This window comes from Carnobacterium sp. FSL E2-0243 (genome assembly GCF_038003605.1).
Lineage (GTDB): Bacteria > Bacillota > Bacilli > Lactobacillales > Carnobacteriaceae > Carnobacterium > Carnobacterium maltaromaticum.
In genome coordinates, this window is sequence record NZ_JBBOPM010000001.1 from 3,160,987 (window position 1) to 3,180,011 (window position 19,025).

Genomic DNA, 19,025 nt, shown 5'->3' on the forward strand with positions numbered 1-19,025 from the left:
CCTTATTATTCCCCATCTTAATGTAAAAATAAATAACCATCGCAATAAAAAAACACGTCCGCTTGTTATGAAAGAAGTTCTGTTATTTAAATTTCAACCATCAAAAGATTGTGAAAATTTCCAAGCAAATTAAATAAAAATATGACAAAATGAAATCATTTTGTCATATTTTTATTACAAACCTTTTTTCCCTAATAATGGGAAAAATTTAGCTGTTTTTTCAGCATAGTGAATAAAATCTGGACGATCTTTATATTTTTTTTCTAACAATGGGACACCTGAAACAAACAAAAGTAACAAAGTAATAACTAAGGGACCAACGATTCCGGCTAGTGCAGAGAGTGATGTCAACGTAATCAAATAAATCCCCCACCAACTTGTCGCTTCACCAAAATAATTAGGATGCCTTGTTAAAGACCACAGACCCGTTGTTAACAGTTTTCCATGATTGGATTTATCTTTTTTAAAAGCCGTTAATTGCCAATCACCGATAACTTCAAAGAAAAAGCCGATTAGCCAAACTGCTATTCCAATATAATTCCACCAATAAAAATTCATTACATCTGAAGTATTAATCATTAAAATTGGCAATGAAACAATATACAGTAAGACACCTTGTAAGACAAAAACATTTAAAAAAGCTTTTAAACGTGGCAATTTTGTGCCCCAGCGCTTGCGCATATTTACATAGCGATAATCTTCTGGCTTGCCAATATTTCGCTTAGCTAAATGAATAAATAAGCGAGTTCCCCAAATAGTAACTAAAATCGTTACCCAAGTAGCAGCCAAACTTTTTTCTGACATCAACCAATAACTTGAGACTGCAACAATAATAAAACCCGGCCCCCACGCTAAATCAACAATTGAGTTATTTTCAATGACTTGAGCAATAATAAATAATAGTGTAAAGTAACACAGTAGCAAACCTGCTACAATTAGATAAGTCGTATTCATCCTTTTTCCCCTCTTCCTTCAGTCCAAGATAAAGCAATCGCTACACACCCCTCACCAGCACTCATCGCCACCACTGTCGATATTTCCATCAGATACGTGGGTGGAAAACCAATTTCTTTAGTGAATTCTTGACTAAGTTTTGTAGCTCGTTCTAGATCATTCGCGTGAATCACGGCATACCGTAAAATTTCTCCCGCTTTTTTTCTTTTTTTAATCTTATTCATTATTTTTTTTTCGTTGCCAGCTCTACTAAAAGCGACGCCATTTATTTTGCCACCACCTGCTTGATCTAGTCCAACAATTGGTTTTAAATTAATGAACTTAGCTATTTTGCCTGCAATTCCAGGTAAACGTCCAGAGCGTACCATTGCATCTAGTTCGTTGACACTGACAAGGATTTCTGTTGTTTGAGTTGCTAGTTCAACATTCTCAACGACTTGATTGAACGGTAACCCTTCAGCAATCCATTCTGCTGCATTCATGACAACTAATCCTTCTGCAGCTGAGTTTTGCTTCGAATCAATCACTGCAATTTTCAAATTCTTTGTTTGAAATTTTTTAGCAACTTCCTTAATCATCTGATAGGTTCCGCTTAATTTACCAGCGACAGTAACGACGATAATTTCTTGATAATGGCTCCCTAAAAATGAGAATAAATTTTCGACTGTTTTGCTATTAGGTTGTGCTGACGTCGGATTTTCTTTAGCTAATCGATTTAATTTATAAAAATAGCTAGGCTGCAATGTTACTTTATCTAAATAACTAACTGAATCAATTAATAAATTCATGGGCAAAACTTGAATTTGATTGTTAAAAATAAATTCTTGTGGCAAATCAGCAATCGAATCAGTAACCAACGCGATAGCATGTTTTGGTCCCTTTTTCAATTGGTACTGCATCAACATATCATCCGCTTTTTGTTGTTGAATTTCACCCACTTGTCTCAAACGATGTACGACTTCTTCCGGTTGATTTGTATGAATGTGAATCCGTGTTCTTGACGGACTATTTGCCACAATCAAAGAATCACCTAAACCTGCAAGTTGCTCTTTAATCGCAGTTGATGTTGCTGTGGTCTTCGCTAATAAAACTTCTGTACAGTAGCGAAAAATCGGTTCTTCATCACTTTCATGTTGGGTGCCATCTCTTTGCATTAATGTCACATATTCTGTGCCCTCTTCTTTATTTTCCAATTGAAAGTTTGAATCACAAATGGCTTCTGTAAATCCTTCTATAAAAAGAACAAAGCCTTTAGCTCCAGCATCTACAACTGATTTCTTTTTTAATATTTTTAATTGCTTAGGTGTCTCACTTAAAGCTTTTTTTGCTGCTTCCAGACCTTTTTCTAGTAACGGTTCAATATCTCTTTCAGTTTCTTTGTGCATGAACAAGGTTTCAGCCCATTCACGAATAACCGTTATCATCGTTCCTTCAACAGGTTTCTCAATAGCTTGATAGGCATCTTCAACGGCAAATTTTGCACTGGTTGCAAATGCACTGGTAGAAAATTTCTCTGTTGAATCTGTTAAACGAGATGCTAATCCATTTAAATACTGAGCAAAAATAATACCTGAATTCCCCCGAGCTCCAATTAAGGCTGCATCTGCCATATTCGTAAAAACTTCTTGAGTTGTCTGCATTTGTCGTAACGCCTCTTCTAACAGTGAACTCATTAAGGAGGCTAAGTTACTACCTGTATCACCATCTTCAACAGGAAAAACATTAATCCCATTTAAATGATTTTTTTGCTGAATAACTCGCTGGGCGCCCGCTTGAAAGGCCACTACTAAATGATCACTAGTTAGATCTCCGCCTCTTTCTCTCATCATCTTGTCTCCCTATCCCCTTTTATTACCAGTTAAAATACTTCGCTAATCCATAAACTAAACCTGAGGTAGTTGCAGTAATAAAAGCTCCCCATGCTAAATCAATTACGGTAACAACTGTCGACCAATTTTTTAATGTCGCTAAATTAGTTAAGTCATAGGTGCCATAACAAAGTAAGCCTAAAAATCCACCCGCTATTAGTGCATAAGATAAACTGCCTTTATCCAAAGCCGGTTGAAGAACAAAAAAGATAATTCCAATTATATACAACACATAAAAAATAGCTGCTGGAACAACCTTGGTTGGACCTAATAAGCTACCTATCTGATTTTGATAGGTTTGTCTAGCTATCACAATCAACCAAATTAAATCAATAACAAGAAAAATTAGTGCACTCGCTATAAATAGTTTTACAAAATAATTCATTCTCTCCACCCTTTCGTTTATCATCTGATAAACAATTATATCATTTATCATCTGATAGATGAAAAGATATGCTTACTATTTTGTCAAGTTAGTAGATATCAGTTCAAATAGTTGACAGTTGAGAACATTACCTATAGAATAAAGCTTACAATTAGTAAGCATAAAACGATTTATAGAAAGAGGTACATGAACATGAAAATTGATATTTGGTCTGATTTTGTCTGCCCATTTTGTTATATTGGTAAACGACACTTAGAAGAAGCTCTAGGCGATCGTGAGGATGTTGAAGTGGTTTTCCATAGTTTTGAGCTGGATCCTAATGGAGCGATTAAACATGATGAAGATATTCATCAATTGATTGCCACAAAATATGGGATTAGTTATGAACAATCAAAAGCGAATAATGATTCTATTGGGCAAACGGCAGCAGCAGCTGGTTTAACTTATGATTTTGATAATATGAAAAATACAAATAGCTTTACGATTCATCGTTTAGCTCAATTTGCTAAAGAGGTCGGCAAAGGCAATGAATTTGTTGAAGCTGGTATGCATGCCTACTTTACAGATGGGGCTTTTTTAAATGATGAGGAAACCTTAGTTGCAATTGCAACTTCTGTTGGCCTGGATGAAAAACGAACACGAGAAATTATTCACTCTCAAGAATATTTAGCTCCTGTACGTGTTGATGAAACAAAAGCCATGGAATTAGGCATTCAGGGCGTGCCCTTCTTTTTAATTGATGATCAATATGCCGTTAGTGGTGCACAACCAGTTTCAGCTTTTGAAAATATTTTAGCACAAGTTGATGCTAAAAATGCAACGAGTCAACAAACATTGGTTACAGAAGATGGTGCAAATTGTAAAGACGATTCTTGTACAATTTAATGAATTGATTTAGCTAGCATAATTCCTCTTTTAGTTTGAGGATATGCTAGTTTTTTATTTCCTGATAACCTAACAATAATGTAAGGTTATCCCTTCTTATTACTTAAAATAGTTGATACTGTTGTGCTCTACATCGCTAGGTCAATTTTTCACTACGCCCATAGCTTGATGAAAGAAAAACCTAACTGTTACATAATAAGCTTATCAACTTATTGGAGGAAAAATAAAATGAAAAAAACAATCAAAATTGCTTTAACTATTCTTGTATCTGGGGTCCTTTTACTTAGCCTTGCTAGTTTCTTACTCCCTAAGCAACAACAAACAAAAAATGATGATTTGAGTCAACAACTGGACCGCTTCAACCCATTTGTTTCCAAAGAAGATGTTTATGTCCTTACAAGTAGCGAACACGGTACAAAACAAAGTCCAGGTGGGTATATTTATTCTCAAGATGCTTATAAATCTGACGGTAATCATTACGAAGTTTCGTTTTATGCAGGTGATGAACTAAGAGAAGGAGCCTATTTAAAACTGGATGCTAAAGGTGTCTATATAAATGATTGGGAAGAAGTTTCTCAAGAGGATTTACCTGAGAAAGTAAAAGAAGCCTTCACGAGTAAAGAATAAATAAAAATAGGGATCAAAAAAGTTTTTCGACTTTTTTGATCCCTGTTTTTATTTTTCTAAATGCTGCAGATGAAACTCAATATGCTCTTCGATATAAGTCGACACAAAGTAATAACTATGGTCAAACTCTGGCTCTAATTTGAGTGTCAAAGGTATTTTTTTGCGCTGAGCAACTGTTTGAAGTTTTTCAGGTTGTAATTGTTCTTTGTAAAAAGGATCACTTTCCCCTTGAGAAATTAAAATCGGGCTAGTCTCTCCAGTTGGGGCTGCAGCTAGCAACTCAACAGCATCCCATTGGCTCCATGTGGTTTTATCTTGGCCTAAGTAAGTAGAAAAGGCCTTGATTCCCCATGGAACTTCACTTGGATTTACAATAGGAGCAAAGGCTGAAATCGAACTAAAGCGCTTCGGATTACGCAAACCGATAACTAAAGCACCGTGTCCGCCCATTGAATGGCCGGCTATTGCTTCTGGACCTGTTAAATTGAATTTATCTCGTAAAATCCCGGTTAATTCTTCAGTTATATAGTCATACATTTTGTAATGAGTTTGCCAAGGTTCTTCGGTAGCATTCAGATAAAAACCTGCACCTTGTCCTAAATCCCACGCGTCATCGTTTGGAACATCTGCGCCTCTAGGACTAGTATCTGGCATAATTAATGCTAACCCTTTTTTGGCGGCTACCTTTTGGGCCCCTGCTTTATGGGTAAAGTTATCATCTGTACAAGTCAAGCCTGATAACCACCAAAGTAGGGGTGGATTGGCAAAGATTTCTTTGTTTGGTAAAAATAGGCTAAAGGTCATTGAACAGTTTAAGAGGGTTGAATAATGACGGAATTTATATTGTGTTCCATCAAATACTTTATGCTCTTCGATGGTTTCTATTTGTACATTTCCCATAATTTAATCGCTCCTTTTGATTAATCGTAAGATAAGACGGTTCGGATTGATTTTCCAGCATGTAATAATTCAAAGGCTTCATTGATTTGGTCAAATGGCAAGGTGTGGGTAATAAATGGATCCAGTTGAATTTCGCCACGCATAGCTTGTTCAACCATGGCTGGCAATTCGCTTCTGCCCTTCACCCCACCAAATGCTGAACCTTTCCAAACACGACCAGTGACTAATTGAAACGGACGAGTACTAATTTCTTGACCAGCTCCGGCAACTCCGATAATAATACTTTGTCCCCATCCTTTGTGGCAACATTCTAAGGCTGAACGCATCACATTTGTATTTCCGATACATTCAAAACTAAAATCGACTCCACCATCTGTCATTTCAACAATTACTTCTTGGATTGGTTGAGGATAGTCTTTTGGATTAATGAAGTCTGTTGCGCCCATCTCTTTTGCTAGTTCAAATTTATCTGGATTCGTATCAATTACTAGAATTCGTTTAGCTTTTGCTTGTACTGCACCTTGAATGACAGCTAATCCGATTGCTCCAAGCCCAAAAACAGCGACCGTATCTCCCGCTTGAACCTTGGCTGTGTTATGAACCGCACCGATTCCTGTTGTCACCCCACAACCTAATAAGCAGGCCTTTTCTAAGGGTGCTTCTGGATTAATTTTTGCTAATGAAATTTCCGGTATCACGGTATATTCACTAAACGTACTTGTACCCATATAGTGATAAATTGGTTCACCTTGATAAGAAAAACGCGTTGTGCCATCAGGCATTAGACCTTTCCCTTGGGTTTCACGAACGGCTTGGCATAAATTCGTTTTGCCTGATAGACAGAATTTACATTTGCCACATTCTGCTGTATAAAGTGGAATTACGTGATCTCCTACATCGACAGAAGTAACCCCTTCGCCAACTTCGATAACAATCCCACCACCTTCATGACCTAAAACGGCTGGAAAAACGCCCTCTGGATCATCTCCTGATAGGGTAAAAGCATCTGTATGACAAATTGCTGTATCGGTAATTTTTACCAGTACTTCTCCTTTTTTTGGAGCTTCTACATCAATTTCTACTATTTTAAGTGGTTGGCCTGGACCAAAAGCCACTGCTGCGCGAGATTTCATTTTTTAATCACCTTTCTTTAGTTCATTTTTTAATGACTAAATTAGGATACCATTAATACAAAACTAATGCCATTTTTTGAATGTACGTTTAAGGGATAAATTATTTTCAAATGAGAACTCTTTTTCATTCACCCTTGCTAACTTGCTTAATTAATTGTTTTCCATCTTGATTAAATTGGCTAATAGCACAGGTTACATTGTCTTGTTCTAACATTTTATTCAATATTTCTTTAGGTAACGTTACACTACTAGCTCCAGCATTATAGGCACTTTTCACTTGTAACACATTTTTAAAACTAGCACCCATAATCTGACAAGCACTATTTCTACCACTCAAATACGTATGCCCAGCGGAAATAACTTCATATGGATTGATGCCAAAGTTTTCCATGCGATTGATGTAAGGTGCTACATACGAACAGCCTGCAAGACTAGCTAAATAGATCTGTTCTGTAGAGTAGATTACCGTTCCTAAAATCGCCAAATTGGGGTGATGCTCCTTAATCGCTTTTATTGCCATTAATCCAGATTTATCAATCGCAATTTTATAAATGATTTCCGTTTGACTGTGTTGGACGTCCAACGATTGCTTTATTTTAGTTAAGTCTTCAAGCAATTCAGCTACGGTGGCTCCTTCTAATTGAATAAATAATTGTCCAATTTCCAAATTAGCAATCTTTTTTAGTTGAAGTATTCTATCTTTATTTTCTTTCAGCAATAAGGTTGGGTTCGTCGTTACACCTTTAAAAATTCCTAATTGAATACACTCTTTGATTTCTTTCACATTCGCTGAGTCAATATACATCGGCTTACCTCCTTAATTTTCTAATGAATTTCTAGGATGCTTCCAATATTAATTTCTGGGTATTCACTTTGTGACACATGCATTGTACCAGGTAGTTCTGACAGTGTATCCCCATCAAATTTAATTGTTACATGTCCTAATTCACTTAAATTTTTATTAACAACGTTCCCGATTGCTGTAATAGTAAAATAATTTTCATCAATTCGTAACTTCATTCCAGCTCTAATCTCTTCAACTATTGGGTTGACCTCAATAGTGTAACAATAGTCTTTCAATGAATCTGGTGCGTCTATTCCGAATAAAATAAGCATGTTTTCTTCTTTAAAAAGCTTTGCTTCTGAGCCAATTCCTCTAACAATCGTTTTATACTTCACCATACTTGACCTCGATTCTTCTAATTATATTTAGCTATATAGTCCAAAACTAGCTAACCAAGCTACAATTACTCGCGGAACGCCATTTAAAAAGCGCGAATACAATACTGAAGGAACTCCAACTTCAACAGTTTCAGCTTCCGCTTCTTCTAATCCCAAACCAACTGGGATAAAATCGCACGCATTTTGTGTATTAATAGCAAACAGTGCAGGTAACGCTAATTGGGGTGGAATATTACCTTTACCTATCTCAACACCAATCAATGTACCAATTACTTGTCCAATAACTGCTCCTGGGCCAAGTAGTGGTGAAAGAAATGGCAGTGAACAAATGAAACCAATAATAATTAATCCCCAAATATTTCCAGCCAAAGGAGCCATCAACTTTGCAAATAAATCGCCAATACCTGAACCTTGAATGATTCCAATTAATAGCGCCACAAAGGCCATAAAAGGCAAAATTGTTGTAATAACCGTTTGAATCGCTTCTCGAGCTGCTTGATTAAAGGTGGCTACTACTTTCCCTGCTCCCATACCAATACGAGCAATTATACTTTTTTTACCGATTGTTTCCGTAATTTTCTTATCTGTACTATATTTATACTCTCGTGTAGGAGTTTGAGTTGCATCAGATGCTACTTTGTCTTCTACTAATTGAATTTGTTTCACACCAACTGCTGATACATATATTTCTTCATTTATATATTTTGCTAAGGGACCACTTTTTCCGGTTGGGACAATATTTACGGTTGGAATTCCCTTTTGAGGATACACTCCACAACGAAGTGTCCCACCACAGTCAATAATCGCTAAAGCAATTTCATTATCAGGAATAGATGTTTTAAACCCATTTACAGATTCCATTCCCGTTAACTCTTCAATTTTATCCACAATATCTGGTCGTTCTCCGCCACCAGTTACATAGATAAACTTATGCTTTTCTGCCGTAGGTGTAATTGTAAGTGGTCCACCATAGCCACCTGAACCTTTTTTTATACTAATGCTTCTATATTGATCCATATTTTCTCTCCCCTTCATATAAAATTTGATTTAGTTCGTGACTTTAGCTTCTTTACTCAGTTCCACACCTTGCTGCTTGCAGACATACTTAGTGGTATAATCTGTCACAACGCCCCCAATAAAATTCATTACTAATCCTACTAATAAATAGCGAACTGCCAAATCCATTTGATTCAAACCCAATTTAGTAATTCCCTGTGCGACACCAAGGTAAATAAATAATTCGCCTGGATTAATATGCGGAAATAATCCATTGCTTGTATGATTGGCTTGAGCTGTTACAGCATAAAAACTAGGTTTATAATATTCTGGTAAAAAACGTCCCAGCGTAAACGACATCGGATTCCCTAACATAAAGGTTGCAATAAATGGTAAAATTAAATACCTTGTAACGATGTTTTTTGATGATGCTTGAGCTATTTTCGTCACTCTTTCCTCCCCTAGCATGGCAATGATGGTGTTCATTAAGACAAGTAACATTAAAACGACTGGTACAATTCCTGTAACCCAACTAATAAATATATCTGCGCCTTCTTGAAATAGATTCATAAAACTTTCTGCAAACTTAGTTATCATATTCATTTTTCTACACCCTTTCTTAATTTCAGCTGAATTGAATATTTAATTAGAGCTAATCGCGTAGCTAGTGAAGCAAATGGTGTCTCTTTTGCCTTAATTATTTCCCCATTCAAAACTCGCTTATAAATAGTAACAGCGTCCATAATTGTTGCTTGTGTCAACTTATTTTCTTTACGTACACACGGCAATTTTTTTTCTAAAGACAATATATTTACTCCTTCAAAGCCTGCTAATGGTTTAAACCTAGCTAAAATAGTTGTCCCTTGAATTTTATAACTAGCCAGAATAATTCCTGCTTCGTCAATTGTAAACATCACAATCGTGCCAGCTCTAAATTTTCCAGCTTTACGACCAATGGCTACACGACCACGCTTTCTCATTTCTCCATAAATTTTTGTAAAATGCTTAATTTGTATAAAGCCCAATATTCCTTGAAATACATATGCTCCAACTGCGCTTATTCCTAAAATATAAATGACTGGCATCATAAGATCTCCTCTCTATTTATAAAATCTAACATTTGTTGCTGACTCTCAAATTTAGAAATTTCTTGAATATAATCTTTGTTTGCCCCTATAGTAAAAACTAAGTCATAAATTTCCAACAGAACTTTTTCAGTATTGGGATTTATAAGTTCAGGGATTCCCACTAAAAAAACTAATTGAACATATTGATTCTTTTCGCTTTTCTTTTGCTTGAATACACCTATTCTAAAAACAATTTGATTCGCGCCCTTATTTACTGTGTGGGGAAAACCAATTCCTTGATCGAATATTGTGGATTGTAATTGCTCTCTAGCCTGCCATAAATCCATAAAATCGGTAGCTAATTTTTTTTCATTTATAAGTTCTTCAATCATAGTACTTACATTTTCTATATAACTTTTTTCTAGGTCTAAAACTTGGAATGAAAAATCAACCGTGTTTGTTGTGAGTATACTTTGGAGACCGATGCTTTTCCATTCTTGCAAAAGCAACTGGTTATCAAAAAGATTCGTGATTTGAATAATTGGGACACCCGCAATAGCCGATAATGGAATGGTGCTAAAAATAGCTAAATAGTCTGCTTCGTCTAGTTCTTGATAGTCAGTTTCTGAAAATTGACTAATTTTTATATCTTTTCCTAACGCCTCTTTTAATTGCCTATGGATTAAGGTCGCTGTTCCACGTCCAGCACTACATACGATTGCAACCTTTCGTTCAACTTTGGATTCCTGCTTTTTATTTAACACCAATTCAAAATAGATTGCTAAATAACTCACCTCTATTGTGCTAACGGTTACCATTAATTCCTCTTCTATTACATGAATGGCAACTTTAGCAAGTTCATATGAAAAAGGGTATTTCAATTGAATTTCATCCATAAATAAGTCAAATAAATCCACATGAAAAAGAATTCTATTCATCATAAATAGTAAATGATGCTTCAAAACGTCAAATAATGCATTCTCATTAAAGTCTGTTACAAAATTCGATTGAATCCCTTTCATCATCGCATCAAAAAGAATCCTCACCTCTTGCTCGTATCCACACATATTCTTATCTGCAACCATCGCTGTCGTCCGTGTATTAATAGGAAAAGAAATAAAATCTTGATCATATTTCCCTAACGTTAACCGATATTCTGTTTCTAAATGAAACATAAATTCTTGTAGTAGCGGTGTCTCATATTCAAAATTATTGTAATAATCAATTGATCGAAGCATAGGCTTTTTTTCGATAATTCTACTCATGCTAATGGCAATATTTTTTTTTAGTAGCTCGACAGTCACTTGATCTAACTTATAATATTTCGACAGTTGTGCAACCCATTCTAAGGTATCTTCCTTTAGAGGATAATGATTTCTATAATAATCATAGACATATTTCGAAAGAATCAAGCGTAAAGTTTGTTCTTCGCCTATTAATTGGATGCCTTTATTGGGAATACCTTTTAGCTCTACATCAAAACTTACCAAAGATTCCTTCATTCCTTTAATATCATTATTGACTGTACTACGGCTCACTTGTAAGTTTTCTGCTAAATCATCAATTAGGATAAATCCCTCTTGCTGAATCATTTTTTCTAACATATACGCAGTTCTTTTCCCAACTGAATTAAAATCTGTATTTAGTTTCAAACTGCCACTCATGATCCGCTGAAATTCATAAAAATTAGTAATGGTCAATTCAACACTATTTTTATCTTGCTTAATTTCTGCTATCTTACTCAGTTGTCCATTTAATAATTCTATATTTTTTTTCAATGTTTGGCTTGAAGATTTAGTTAATTTGCTTAGTTCATTAAGTGTTACACGTCGTTTTAACAATAGAATATTTAGTATGTCATACCATTTATTTGTTAACGACACTGGTTACGCCCCCTTAGCCACGAGTTTTTCCTCCAGCAATATTACAAGTTATTCCCGTAATATAACTTGCACGATCTGAAATCATATAGCAAACTAAATCAGCCACTTCCACAAGCTGACCACTTCTACCTAAAGGAGTAATCGATGTATTAGCATAGCCTTCACGTAATTTATCTATTGTAATTCCACGAGTATAGGCAAGAGCTGTTTCATAATCAATTGTTCTTAAACCTGTTTCTTCCATAATTCCTGGTGCAATTCCAACTACTCGAACATTGTATTTCCCTAACTCTTTTGACCATGAACGAGTATAGCTATTTACTGCTGCTTTAGTGGCAGCATATGCACTTTGACCTTCTGAACCCTCTAATCCACTTTCCGATGACATATTAATAATCACCCCAGATTTTTTTTTCGCTAAAATGCGTCCAACTGCTTGGGACATTAGATAGACACCTTTTTGGTTGATGCTCACCATTTTATCAAAAATATCGACAGTTAATTCATATTCACTATCTTTAACATCCACATCTACTAACAATCTAGGAATATTGATACCAGCATTATTCACAACTCCATCAATTGTTCCAAATGTCTCTAAAGCAATATTGATAACGTTATCAATATCTTGTTTCATAGAAATATCTGTCTTTACAAATAGTAGATTCTTACGATTCACCCCATTATCCTTCAAGTCTGCATTAATTACTTTCACGCCCTGTGAAAGTAAACTCTCCACAACTGTCTCACCAATCCCTGAAGAACCCCCTGTGACAATGATTACCTTTTCTTGAATATTTAACCAATTCTCTGTCATTTTCTTCCACCCTCTCTTTTTAACATACACTAAGTATAGTTGCCAAAGAGGTTTTAATTAATACACACATTTTAAGGTAAGTGATTATTTCACTGTATTAATTCGCTAAGTTCACTAAAAACATCCTATTTATTCACACTAAACTCTAGCTCCATAAATTTCCCAAGATACTATCCTAAAAATAGAAAGCCTTTCATTTTTAATGGATTTTTCGTTATAAAACAAACAAATTTAAAACACATGCTCTCTTATATTTAGTATACAGGAAACCATTTTTTCAAACAGTTAAATTTCAGCATCCCATTAGTTTATCTAGCGTTATCACTGAATCTCTTTTTATTACTTCATTCTAAATAAAAAATATCTTACAAGAAAAAACATATTTATTCGTTATTTAATTTTCTAAATGAAACGGCTTCTGGTTCTTGCAAGTTTATTTTCCATTATTTTATATCTTCTTACAATACTGGTAATATGCTAAAATAACTCTAACTATAGATAATGAAAAGGAGCATGAGTATGCAAATTTTTTACAAACGTTTGCTAAAAAAACGTGAGACCCTTAGTCTTTTAGAAAAACAAGTGCTGGAATATATTTTGAGTCATCCTGAAAAAGTAATCAGTATGAGCTTAAAACAAGTTTCTGAAAAAACTTTTGTATCGACTGCAACAATCAGTCGAACTTGTAAGCAATTAGGCTATGCTGGTTTTCAGGAATTAAAATATACCTTAACTCAATATGTACAGACCGAAAAAAAACAAGTACCTTTAAGTTTACCTTCTTTAACTGGAATTGAAGAAATGGCGGAGCGCATTCGGACTGAGATCAATCAAACGCTCTCCCAACTAACAAAAGAAAGCCTAACTCTTGGTGCGAAGTACTTAATCAAGAGCAATCGAGTAGAATTTTTTGGTGTCGGTGCATCTTTACCTAGCTGTTTAGATGCAGCTCGAAAACTGACTTTTTCTGGTCGAATTGCCAATGCTCGGGAAGATTGGGATGAGTTGCGAGCTGTTGCTAATAGCTTAACTCCTGATGATGTCGCTATTTTAGTGTCTTATAGTGGTGAAACCATTCATATTATTGAATTTGCTTCACTATTAAAAAAACGTAATGTTCCTATTATTGGAATTGTTGGCGCTGATAATAGTCAGCTAGAACAGTTAGCTAGCTTAACTTATCAAGCCAAAATCACAAACTGTTACTATGGGAATGTTGATATGAGTTCACGAATTCCGCTTAATCTCGTGCTTGAATTTCTTATTATTCATTACTTGAATCTATCTGGACCATCAGCAAATTAGTTCGTTGATGGTTTTTTCTGTATACCTGTACATTTTATGTATGCCATTCCATTAGCAATGAAACCGATTGCTGAAAACGGTTTTAAAAAGTATGCTACTTGTAGCTAGCTTAAACCAATTATGAATTGAGAAGGAGTATTCTGAATATGGAAAAGAAGAAGTTTAATTTTTGGGAATTTTTTCAAGGGTTAGGTAAAACCTTTATGTTACCTGTTGCGTTATTGGCTTTTATGGGATTGCTATTAGGGATTGGAAGTTCTTTTTCTAGCCCCTCAACTCTCGAGACATTGCCATTTTTAAATCAACCTTGGTTGCAAATTATTTTTAAATTTATGTCGACGATTGGCGGCTTTGCTTTTACTTATTTGCCGCTATTATTCGCTATGGCGATACCACTAGGTTTAGCACGTTATGAAAAAGGTGTTGCAGCTTTATCTGGTTTTGTTGGCTATGTGATCATGAATTTGTCTATCAATTTTTATTTAACTGAGACTGGAAGATTAGCTGACTTAGACAATTTAAGAGAAGCTGGTCAGGGTATGGTTATGGGCATCCAAACAGTTGAAATGGGTGTTTTAGGTGGAATTATTGTTGGAATTATTGTTTATTTATTGCATAGCAATTTTTATGATATTCAATTGCCAGATGCTTTCGCCTTTTTTGGTGGGGCACGCTTTATTCCAATCATTACTTCATTAGTTTTAGCTATTGTTGGGATTTTAATTCCCATGATTTGGCCAATTTTTGCGATGGCCATTACTGGAATTGGAACATTAATTCAAAAATCAGGCATCTTTGGTCCATTTTTATTTGGTGCTGGTGAGCGACTTTTACTTCCATTTGGTTTGCATCACATTTTAGTTTCAATGATCCGCTTTACTGAAGCTGGTGGGACAGAAATTGTAAATGGACAATCCATTTCGGGAGCCTTAAATATTTTCTATGCACAACTACAAAGTGGCACCCCAATCAGTCCTGCTGCTACAGCCTTTTTGTCGCAAGGTAAGATGCCAACCTTTATGTTTGGTTTACCCGCAGCAGCTTTGGCCATGTATCAAACTGCCTTGCCTGAAAATCGACATAAAGTTAAAGGACTCTTAATTTCAGGGGTTATTGCTACATTTGTAACTGGAATTACTGAGCCTATTGAGTTTCTCTTCTTATTTATTGCTCCGGCTTTATATGGATTCCATGTTATTATGACTGGCTTAGGCTTTATGCTAATGGCTTTGCTTGGTGTTGTAATTGGCAATACAGATGGTGGAATTTTAGACTTCATTATTTTTGGAGTGCTTCAAGGAAATTATACAAAATGGTATCTAGTAGTAGTAGCTGGCATAATCTGGTTCGTTATTTATTATTCTGTTTTTAAATATGTCATTTTAAAATTCAATTTAAAAACACCTGGTCGTGAAGTTCTACAAGAAGACTTCTCTGAAGCCGAACTCACTCATAAGAAAAAAGGAAAGTATGACGGCGCTAGAATTTTAGCAGCTTTAGGTGGTAGTCAAAACATTGATTCATTAGATAATTGTATTACACGATTACGTTTAGTAGTGAAAGATATGACCTTGATTGATGATGCTGAATTAACAGCCTGTGGAGCTTTAGGTGTAATGAAATTAAATGATACCAATCTTCAAGTGATTATCGGAACACAAGTTGCTTCCGTAAAAAATCAAATTGAAAAAATATTGTAAGTAAGGATTGATAATAAATGAAGCAAACAAATTTTGATGAAGTAACTGATCGAACAGGCACTTACTGCACACAATGGGATTATATCGAAGATCGCTTTGGTGAAAAAAATTTATTGCCATTCTCTGTCTCTGATACAGATTTTAAGGTACCCACGGCAATTATTGACACACTAAAAAAACGAATGGATCATGAAATTTTCGGCTATACTCGCTGGAATCATCTTTCTTTTAAAGGCGCAATTCAGCAGTGGTATCAAAATCGATTTCAGTCTACTATCGAAACAGATTGGGTACTATATAGTCCTTCTGTTATTTACTCCGTGGCTAAATTAATTGAATTAAAATCTGAAAGGGGCGATTATATTGTGATGCAAACCCCTGCTTATGACGCTTTTTTTAAAACAATCACAGACAATCAACGTATAATTCATGAGAATCCTTTGCTTTTTAATGACGGACATTATACAATTGATTTTATAGATTTAGAGAAACGACTTTCTCATCCTAAAACAAAAATTTTCTTATTATGTAGCCCGCATAATCCTACAGGGCGTGTTTGGACAAAAAACGAATTGCTAAAAATAATTGCGTTGTGCCAGAAGTATGATGTGTTTATAATTTCTGACGATATTCATATGGATATTGTCAGAGCTGATTTCACTTATCTCCCACTGACTAGTTGCACAACAGATTTAAAAAACATTGCCATTTGTAGCTCTGCTAGTAAGACCTTTAATACTCCAGGGTTAATTTGTTCGTATTTATTGATCCCCGATGATAAATTACGCGAAGAATTTCTTGTTACTCTAAAAAATCGTGATGGTCTTTCTTCTACTAGTATTTTTGGAATGCTTAGTACGATTTCTGCTTATCATGAGTGCGCACCTTGGGTCGATGAACTAAATCTATATGTGACAAACAATTTGGTTCTGTTACAAGAGTTTCTAACAACAGAACTACCAGAAATTCAATTGGTCAAACCTGAAGCAACTTACTTGGCTTGGTTGGATGTTTCACGGCTACCTTATACGAGTAAACAGCTTCAAGATGCCTTGATTCATTATGGCAAAGTAGCAATTATGCCTGGAAATACCTATGGCACAGCTGGTGAGAATTTTATTCGCATGAATGTCGGCTGTCCTAGAGAAAAATTAATAGATGGTTTACAACGCTTAAAGTTAGCTGTTAATCAACTTAAATCACAGGAGGAATTTACATGTTAGAAAAAATTTATACTGATCAAGCACCTGCCGCAATTGGACCGTACTCACAAGCAATAAAAATAGAAAACACTCTTTACACTTCTGGCCAAATTCCCGTTGATCCAACAAATGGAAAAGTCATTTCAACCGAAATTACCGAACAAGCTCAGCAAGTAATGAAAAATTTGCAAGCCGTTTTAGAAGAAGGTGGATCTAACTTAAATTCTGTTATTAAAACAACTTGTTTCTTAACAGATATGGCTGATTTCGCAGCTTTTAATGAAGTCTATGGCTCTTATTTTGGCGATCACAAACCAGCACGTTCATGTGTAGCTGTTAAAGAATTGCCTTTAAATGTTCGCGTTGAAGTTGAAGCGATTGCTGTAATTTAATAAATAAAAGCCACCTCTATATTGTAGCTTATTTTTTACAGGCCTTTACAATATAGGGGTTTTTAACAAATTTATTGCATAACCCCACTGTTTTTAATTCTTTTTATTTCATTACTTGCTCAATTATTCTTTTTACTAGTTGACTTTTATTTAGTAGTGGATTATACTGTGGTCAATCTATAAAATACATGACTAAGAAAGAGCGCAGTAGCGTGTTGTCCCTATTCAAGAGAGCTAGAGGGTGGTGAAATCTAGCATATACAACATTAGCGAAATACACTCTGGAGTTTCTTGACTAACCTCAAGCGTCTAACTAGCGATATTTAGTTTTGAGAGGTATTCTAATCTTAAAGATGGAATACAATTTGGGTGGTAACACGGTTCATTCGTCCCTGTAAAATCAGCAATAGTTGATTTTATAGGGACTTTTTTGATTTTCTAATTAACTATAAGGAGTGTGGAACAGATGAATATTATTGAAGAATTAGAGTGGCGCGATGCCATTAATCAACAAACAGATGCTGAAGGATTAAAAGAATTGGTGACGGAAAAGAAAATTTCTCTCTATTGTGGTGTGGATCCAACTGGAGATAGCATGCATATTGGTCATTTAATTCCATTTATGATGATGAAACGTTTCCAACTAGCTGGTCACCATCCTTATATTTTAATTGGTGGAGCAACAGGTACTATTGGTGATCCAAGTGGTAGAACTTCTGAACGTCAACTGCAAACAATGGAACAAGTTCAACAAAATGTGGATGCTTTAACAGCTCAAATGCAAAATCTTTTTGATTTTGGTGGCAATGATGATGTCACAATGGTTAACAATTACGATTGGACACATGATTTAACCTTACTAGATTTTTTAAGAGATTACGGTAAAAACTTCAATATTAATACAATGTTAGCAAAAGATATTGTTTCAAGTCGTTTAGATACGGGTATTTCTTTTACTGAATTTACGTACCAAATTCTACAATCAATGGATTACCTACATCTATTTAAACACCATGATGTGCAATTACAAATTGGTGGTGCAGATCAGTGGGGAAATATTACGGCCGGATTAGATTTAATTCGCAAAAAAGAAGGCTCTGAAGCCAAAGCCTTTGGTTTAACAATTCCATTAATGTTAAAAGCTGATGGTACTAAATTTGGTAAAACTGCTGGTGGCGCTATTTGGTTGGACCCAAAGAAAACAACACCTTTTGAGTTCTTCCAATTCTGGTTAAATCAAGATGACCGTGATGTGATCAAATACTTGAAATTCTTTACTTTCTTAACACAAGATGAGATTTCAGCTTTAGCAGAAAAAGTAGCAACTGAACCACATAAACGTGAAGCACAAAAAACATTAGCTCGTGAGATGACCCATTTTGTTCATGGTCAAAAAGCATTAGATGAAGCCGAAAAAATCACGTCTGCTTTATTTACAGGTGATGTGAAAAATCTAACTGCTGATGAAATTGAGGAAGGCTTTAAAAACATGCCTACATTTGAAGCACCTAAAGAAGAAAAAAACATCGTTGATTGGCTAGTTGAATTAGGAATTGAACCATCTAAACGCCAAGCACGTGAAGATATTACAAATGGTGCAATTTCAATGAATGGCGAAAAAGTTTTAAGTTTAGAAGCTATCGCTTCACCAAGCAATTCTTTTGACGAACGCTTTATCTTAATCCGTAAAGGGAAGAAAAATTACTCGTTAGTTAAATTAGTTTAATCG

The 19,025-nt window shown here is 35.2% G+C and carries 19 protein-coding genes and 1 other annotated feature; of the genes, 7 read left to right on the forward strand and 12 right to left on the reverse strand.

The window, feature by feature from the left end; translation table 11 throughout:
- Positions 1-174: 174 nt before the first annotated feature.
- The 3 genes from MHI00_RS14930 to MHI00_RS14940 are packed head-to-tail and all read right to left on the reverse strand — an operon-like array spanning position 175 to position 3,207.
- Positions 175-954 carry a DUF1295 domain-containing protein gene (locus tag MHI00_RS14930; protein ID WP_056999757.1) on the reverse strand — a complete coding sequence of 260 codons (780 nt, stop codon included), beginning with the start codon at positions 952-954 and terminating at the stop codon, positions 175-177.
- Positions 951-2,783, reverse strand: coding sequence for a DAK2 domain-containing protein (locus tag MHI00_RS14935; RefSeq protein ID WP_135027111.1), 1,833 nt, complete (start codon positions 2,781-2,783; stop codon positions 951-953). The genes MHI00_RS14930 and MHI00_RS14935 overlap by 4 nt, the downstream gene beginning before the upstream one ends.
- Positions 2,784-2,805: 22 nt before the next feature.
- Positions 2,806-3,207, reverse strand: a complete 402-nt coding sequence (locus MHI00_RS14940) for a DUF2177 family protein (RefSeq protein ID WP_010054923.1) — start codon at positions 3,205-3,207, stop codon at positions 2,806-2,808.
- A gap of 192 nt (positions 3,208-3,399) precedes the next feature.
- Here MHI00_RS14940 and MHI00_RS14945 point away from each other — a divergent pair, with 192 nt between their 5' ends.
- The gene (locus MHI00_RS14945) at positions 3,400-4,092 is read left to right on the forward strand and encodes a DsbA family oxidoreductase (protein WP_010054922.1); all 693 of its coding nucleotides are present in this window, start codon (positions 3,400-3,402) and stop codon (positions 4,090-4,092) included.
- A gap of 228 nt (positions 4,093-4,320) precedes the next feature.
- The gene (locus MHI00_RS14950) at positions 4,321-4,719 is read left to right on the forward strand and encodes a YxeA family protein (protein WP_010054920.1); all 399 of its coding nucleotides are present in this window, start codon (positions 4,321-4,323) and stop codon (positions 4,717-4,719) included.
- A gap of 48 nt (positions 4,720-4,767) precedes the next feature.
- Here MHI00_RS14950 and fghA read toward each other — a convergent pair whose 3' ends face one another.
- From fghA to MHI00_RS14995, 9 genes are all read right to left on the reverse strand, one after another.
- A complete protein-coding gene (gene fghA, locus MHI00_RS14955) occupies positions 4,768-5,604 on the reverse strand; it encodes an S-formylglutathione hydrolase (protein WP_341115220.1) in 837 nt (278 codons plus the stop codon).
- A gap of 35 nt (positions 5,605-5,639) precedes the next feature.
- Positions 5,640-6,752 carry an S-(hydroxymethyl)glutathione dehydrogenase/class III alcohol dehydrogenase gene (locus MHI00_RS14960; protein ID WP_341114628.1) on the reverse strand — a complete coding sequence of 371 codons (1,113 nt, stop codon included), beginning with the start codon at positions 6,750-6,752 and terminating at the stop codon, positions 5,640-5,642.
- A gap of 124 nt (positions 6,753-6,876) precedes the next feature.
- The gene (locus MHI00_RS14965) at positions 6,877-7,557 is read right to left on the reverse strand and encodes a transaldolase family protein (RefSeq protein WP_341114630.1); all 681 of its coding nucleotides are present in this window, start codon (positions 7,555-7,557) and stop codon (positions 6,877-6,879) included.
- A 20-nt stretch (positions 7,558-7,577) separates the two neighbouring features.
- Positions 7,578-7,934, reverse strand: a complete 357-nt coding sequence (locus MHI00_RS14970) for a PTS glucitol/sorbitol transporter subunit IIA (RefSeq protein ID WP_317912971.1) — start codon at positions 7,932-7,934, stop codon at positions 7,578-7,580.
- Positions 7,935-7,961: 27 nt separating this feature from the next.
- Positions 7,962-8,951, reverse strand: a complete 990-nt coding sequence (gene srlE, locus MHI00_RS14975; protein WP_317912972.1) for a PTS glucitol/sorbitol transporter subunit IIB — start codon at positions 8,949-8,951, stop codon at positions 7,962-7,964.
- Positions 8,952-8,981: 30 nt separating this feature from the next.
- A complete protein-coding gene (gene srlA, locus MHI00_RS14980) occupies positions 8,982-9,533 on the reverse strand; it encodes a PTS glucitol/sorbitol transporter subunit IIC (protein ID WP_317912973.1) in 552 nt (183 codons plus the stop codon).
- The gene (locus tag MHI00_RS14985) at positions 9,530-10,018 is read right to left on the reverse strand and encodes a transcriptional regulator GutM (RefSeq protein WP_318589314.1); all 489 of its coding nucleotides are present in this window, start codon (positions 10,016-10,018) and stop codon (positions 9,530-9,532) included. The genes srlA and MHI00_RS14985 overlap by 4 nt, the downstream gene beginning before the upstream one ends.
- Entirely contained in the window at positions 10,015-11,880 is a 1,866-nt protein-coding gene (locus MHI00_RS14990) for a BglG family transcription antiterminator (RefSeq protein WP_341114638.1), read from the reverse strand. Before MHI00_RS14990 ends, MHI00_RS14985 begins: the two co-directional genes overlap by 4 nt.
- 13 nt (positions 11,881-11,893) lie before the next feature.
- Entirely contained in the window at positions 11,894-12,697 is an 804-nt protein-coding gene (locus tag MHI00_RS14995) for an SDR family oxidoreductase (RefSeq protein WP_341114641.1), read from the reverse strand.
- 519 nt (positions 12,698-13,216) lie between these two features.
- Here MHI00_RS14995 and MHI00_RS15000 point away from each other — a divergent pair.
- The 5 genes from MHI00_RS15000 to tyrS all read left to right on the forward strand — a co-directional run bounded on the left by MHI00_RS15000 (position 13,217) and on the right by tyrS (position 19,022).
- Complete coding sequence (locus MHI00_RS15000; RefSeq protein WP_341114644.1) at positions 13,217-14,002, forward strand: MurR/RpiR family transcriptional regulator; 786 nt, start codon at positions 13,217-13,219, stop codon at positions 14,000-14,002.
- A gap of 140 nt (positions 14,003-14,142) precedes the next feature.
- On the forward strand, positions 14,143-15,702 hold the full coding sequence (gene malX, locus MHI00_RS15005; protein ID WP_390882077.1) for a maltose/glucose-specific PTS transporter subunit IIBC: 1,560 nt from the start codon (positions 14,143-14,145) through the stop codon (positions 15,700-15,702).
- A gap of 17 nt (positions 15,703-15,719) precedes the next feature.
- Complete coding sequence (locus MHI00_RS15010) at positions 15,720-16,925, forward strand: MalY/PatB family protein (protein ID WP_341114648.1); 1,206 nt, start codon at positions 15,720-15,722, stop codon at positions 16,923-16,925.
- Positions 16,919-17,296: a RidA family protein gene (locus MHI00_RS15015; RefSeq protein ID WP_010054910.1), complete on the forward strand. Its 378-nt coding sequence runs from the start codon at positions 16,919-16,921 to the stop codon at positions 17,294-17,296. The genes MHI00_RS15010 and MHI00_RS15015 overlap by 7 nt, the downstream gene beginning before the upstream one ends.
- Positions 17,297-17,481: 185 nt before the next feature.
- Positions 17,482-17,693, forward strand: a binding site (T-box leader).
- 69 nt (positions 17,694-17,762) lie between these two features.
- A complete protein-coding gene (tyrS, locus tag MHI00_RS15020; RefSeq protein ID WP_010054908.1) occupies positions 17,763-19,022 on the forward strand; it encodes a tyrosine--tRNA ligase in 1,260 nt (419 codons plus the stop codon).
- Positions 19,023-19,025: the final 3 nt, after the last annotated feature.

Bases quoted from the DNA above. Each gene is read 5' to 3' on its own strand.
- MHI00_RS15010 (WP_341114648.1), top strand. From the start codon at position 15,720: ATGAAGCAAACAAATTTTGATGAAGTAACTGATCGAACAGGCACTTAC.
- MHI00_RS14940 (WP_010054923.1), bottom strand. From the start codon at position 3,207: ATGAATTATTTTGTAAAACTATTTATAGCGAGTGCACTAATTTTTCTT.
- tyrS (WP_010054908.1), top strand. From the start codon at position 17,763: ATGAATATTATTGAAGAATTAGAGTGGCGCGATGCCATTAATCAACAA.
- MHI00_RS15000 (WP_341114644.1), top strand. From the start codon at position 13,217: ATGCAAATTTTTTACAAACGTTTGCTAAAAAAACGTGAGACCCTTAGT.
- MHI00_RS14935 (WP_135027111.1), bottom strand. From the start codon at position 2,783: ATGATGAGAGAAAGAGGCGGAGATCTAACTAGTGATCATTTAGTAGTG.
- MHI00_RS14950 (WP_010054920.1), top strand. From the start codon at position 4,321: ATGAAAAAAACAATCAAAATTGCTTTAACTATTCTTGTATCTGGGGTC.
- MHI00_RS15015 (WP_010054910.1), top strand. From the start codon at position 16,919: ATGTTAGAAAAAATTTATACTGATCAAGCACCTGCCGCAATTGGACCG.
- MHI00_RS14970 (WP_317912971.1), bottom strand. From the start codon at position 7,934: ATGGTGAAGTATAAAACGATTGTTAGAGGAATTGGCTCAGAAGCAAAG.
- srlA (WP_317912973.1), bottom strand. From the start codon at position 9,533: ATGAATATGATAACTAAGTTTGCAGAAAGTTTTATGAATCTATTTCAA.
- MHI00_RS14930 (WP_056999757.1), bottom strand. From the start codon at position 954: ATGAATACGACTTATCTAATTGTAGCAGGTTTGCTACTGTGTTACTTT.
- srlE (WP_317912972.1), bottom strand. From the start codon at position 8,951: ATGGATCAATATAGAAGCATTAGTATAAAAAAAGGTTCAGGTGGCTAT.
- MHI00_RS14965 (WP_341114630.1), bottom strand. From the start codon at position 7,557: ATGTATATTGACTCAGCGAATGTGAAAGAAATCAAAGAGTGTATTCAA.
- MHI00_RS14985 (WP_318589314.1), bottom strand. From the start codon at position 10,018: ATGATGCCAGTCATTTATATTTTAGGAATAAGCGCAGTTGGAGCATAT.
- MHI00_RS14995 (WP_341114641.1), bottom strand. From the start codon at position 12,697: ATGACAGAGAATTGGTTAAATATTCAAGAAAAGGTAATCATTGTCACA.
- MHI00_RS14945 (WP_010054922.1), top strand. From the start codon at position 3,400: ATGAAAATTGATATTTGGTCTGATTTTGTCTGCCCATTTTGTTATATT.
- MHI00_RS14960 (WP_341114628.1), bottom strand. From the start codon at position 6,752: ATGAAATCTCGCGCAGCAGTGGCTTTTGGTCCAGGCCAACCACTTAAA.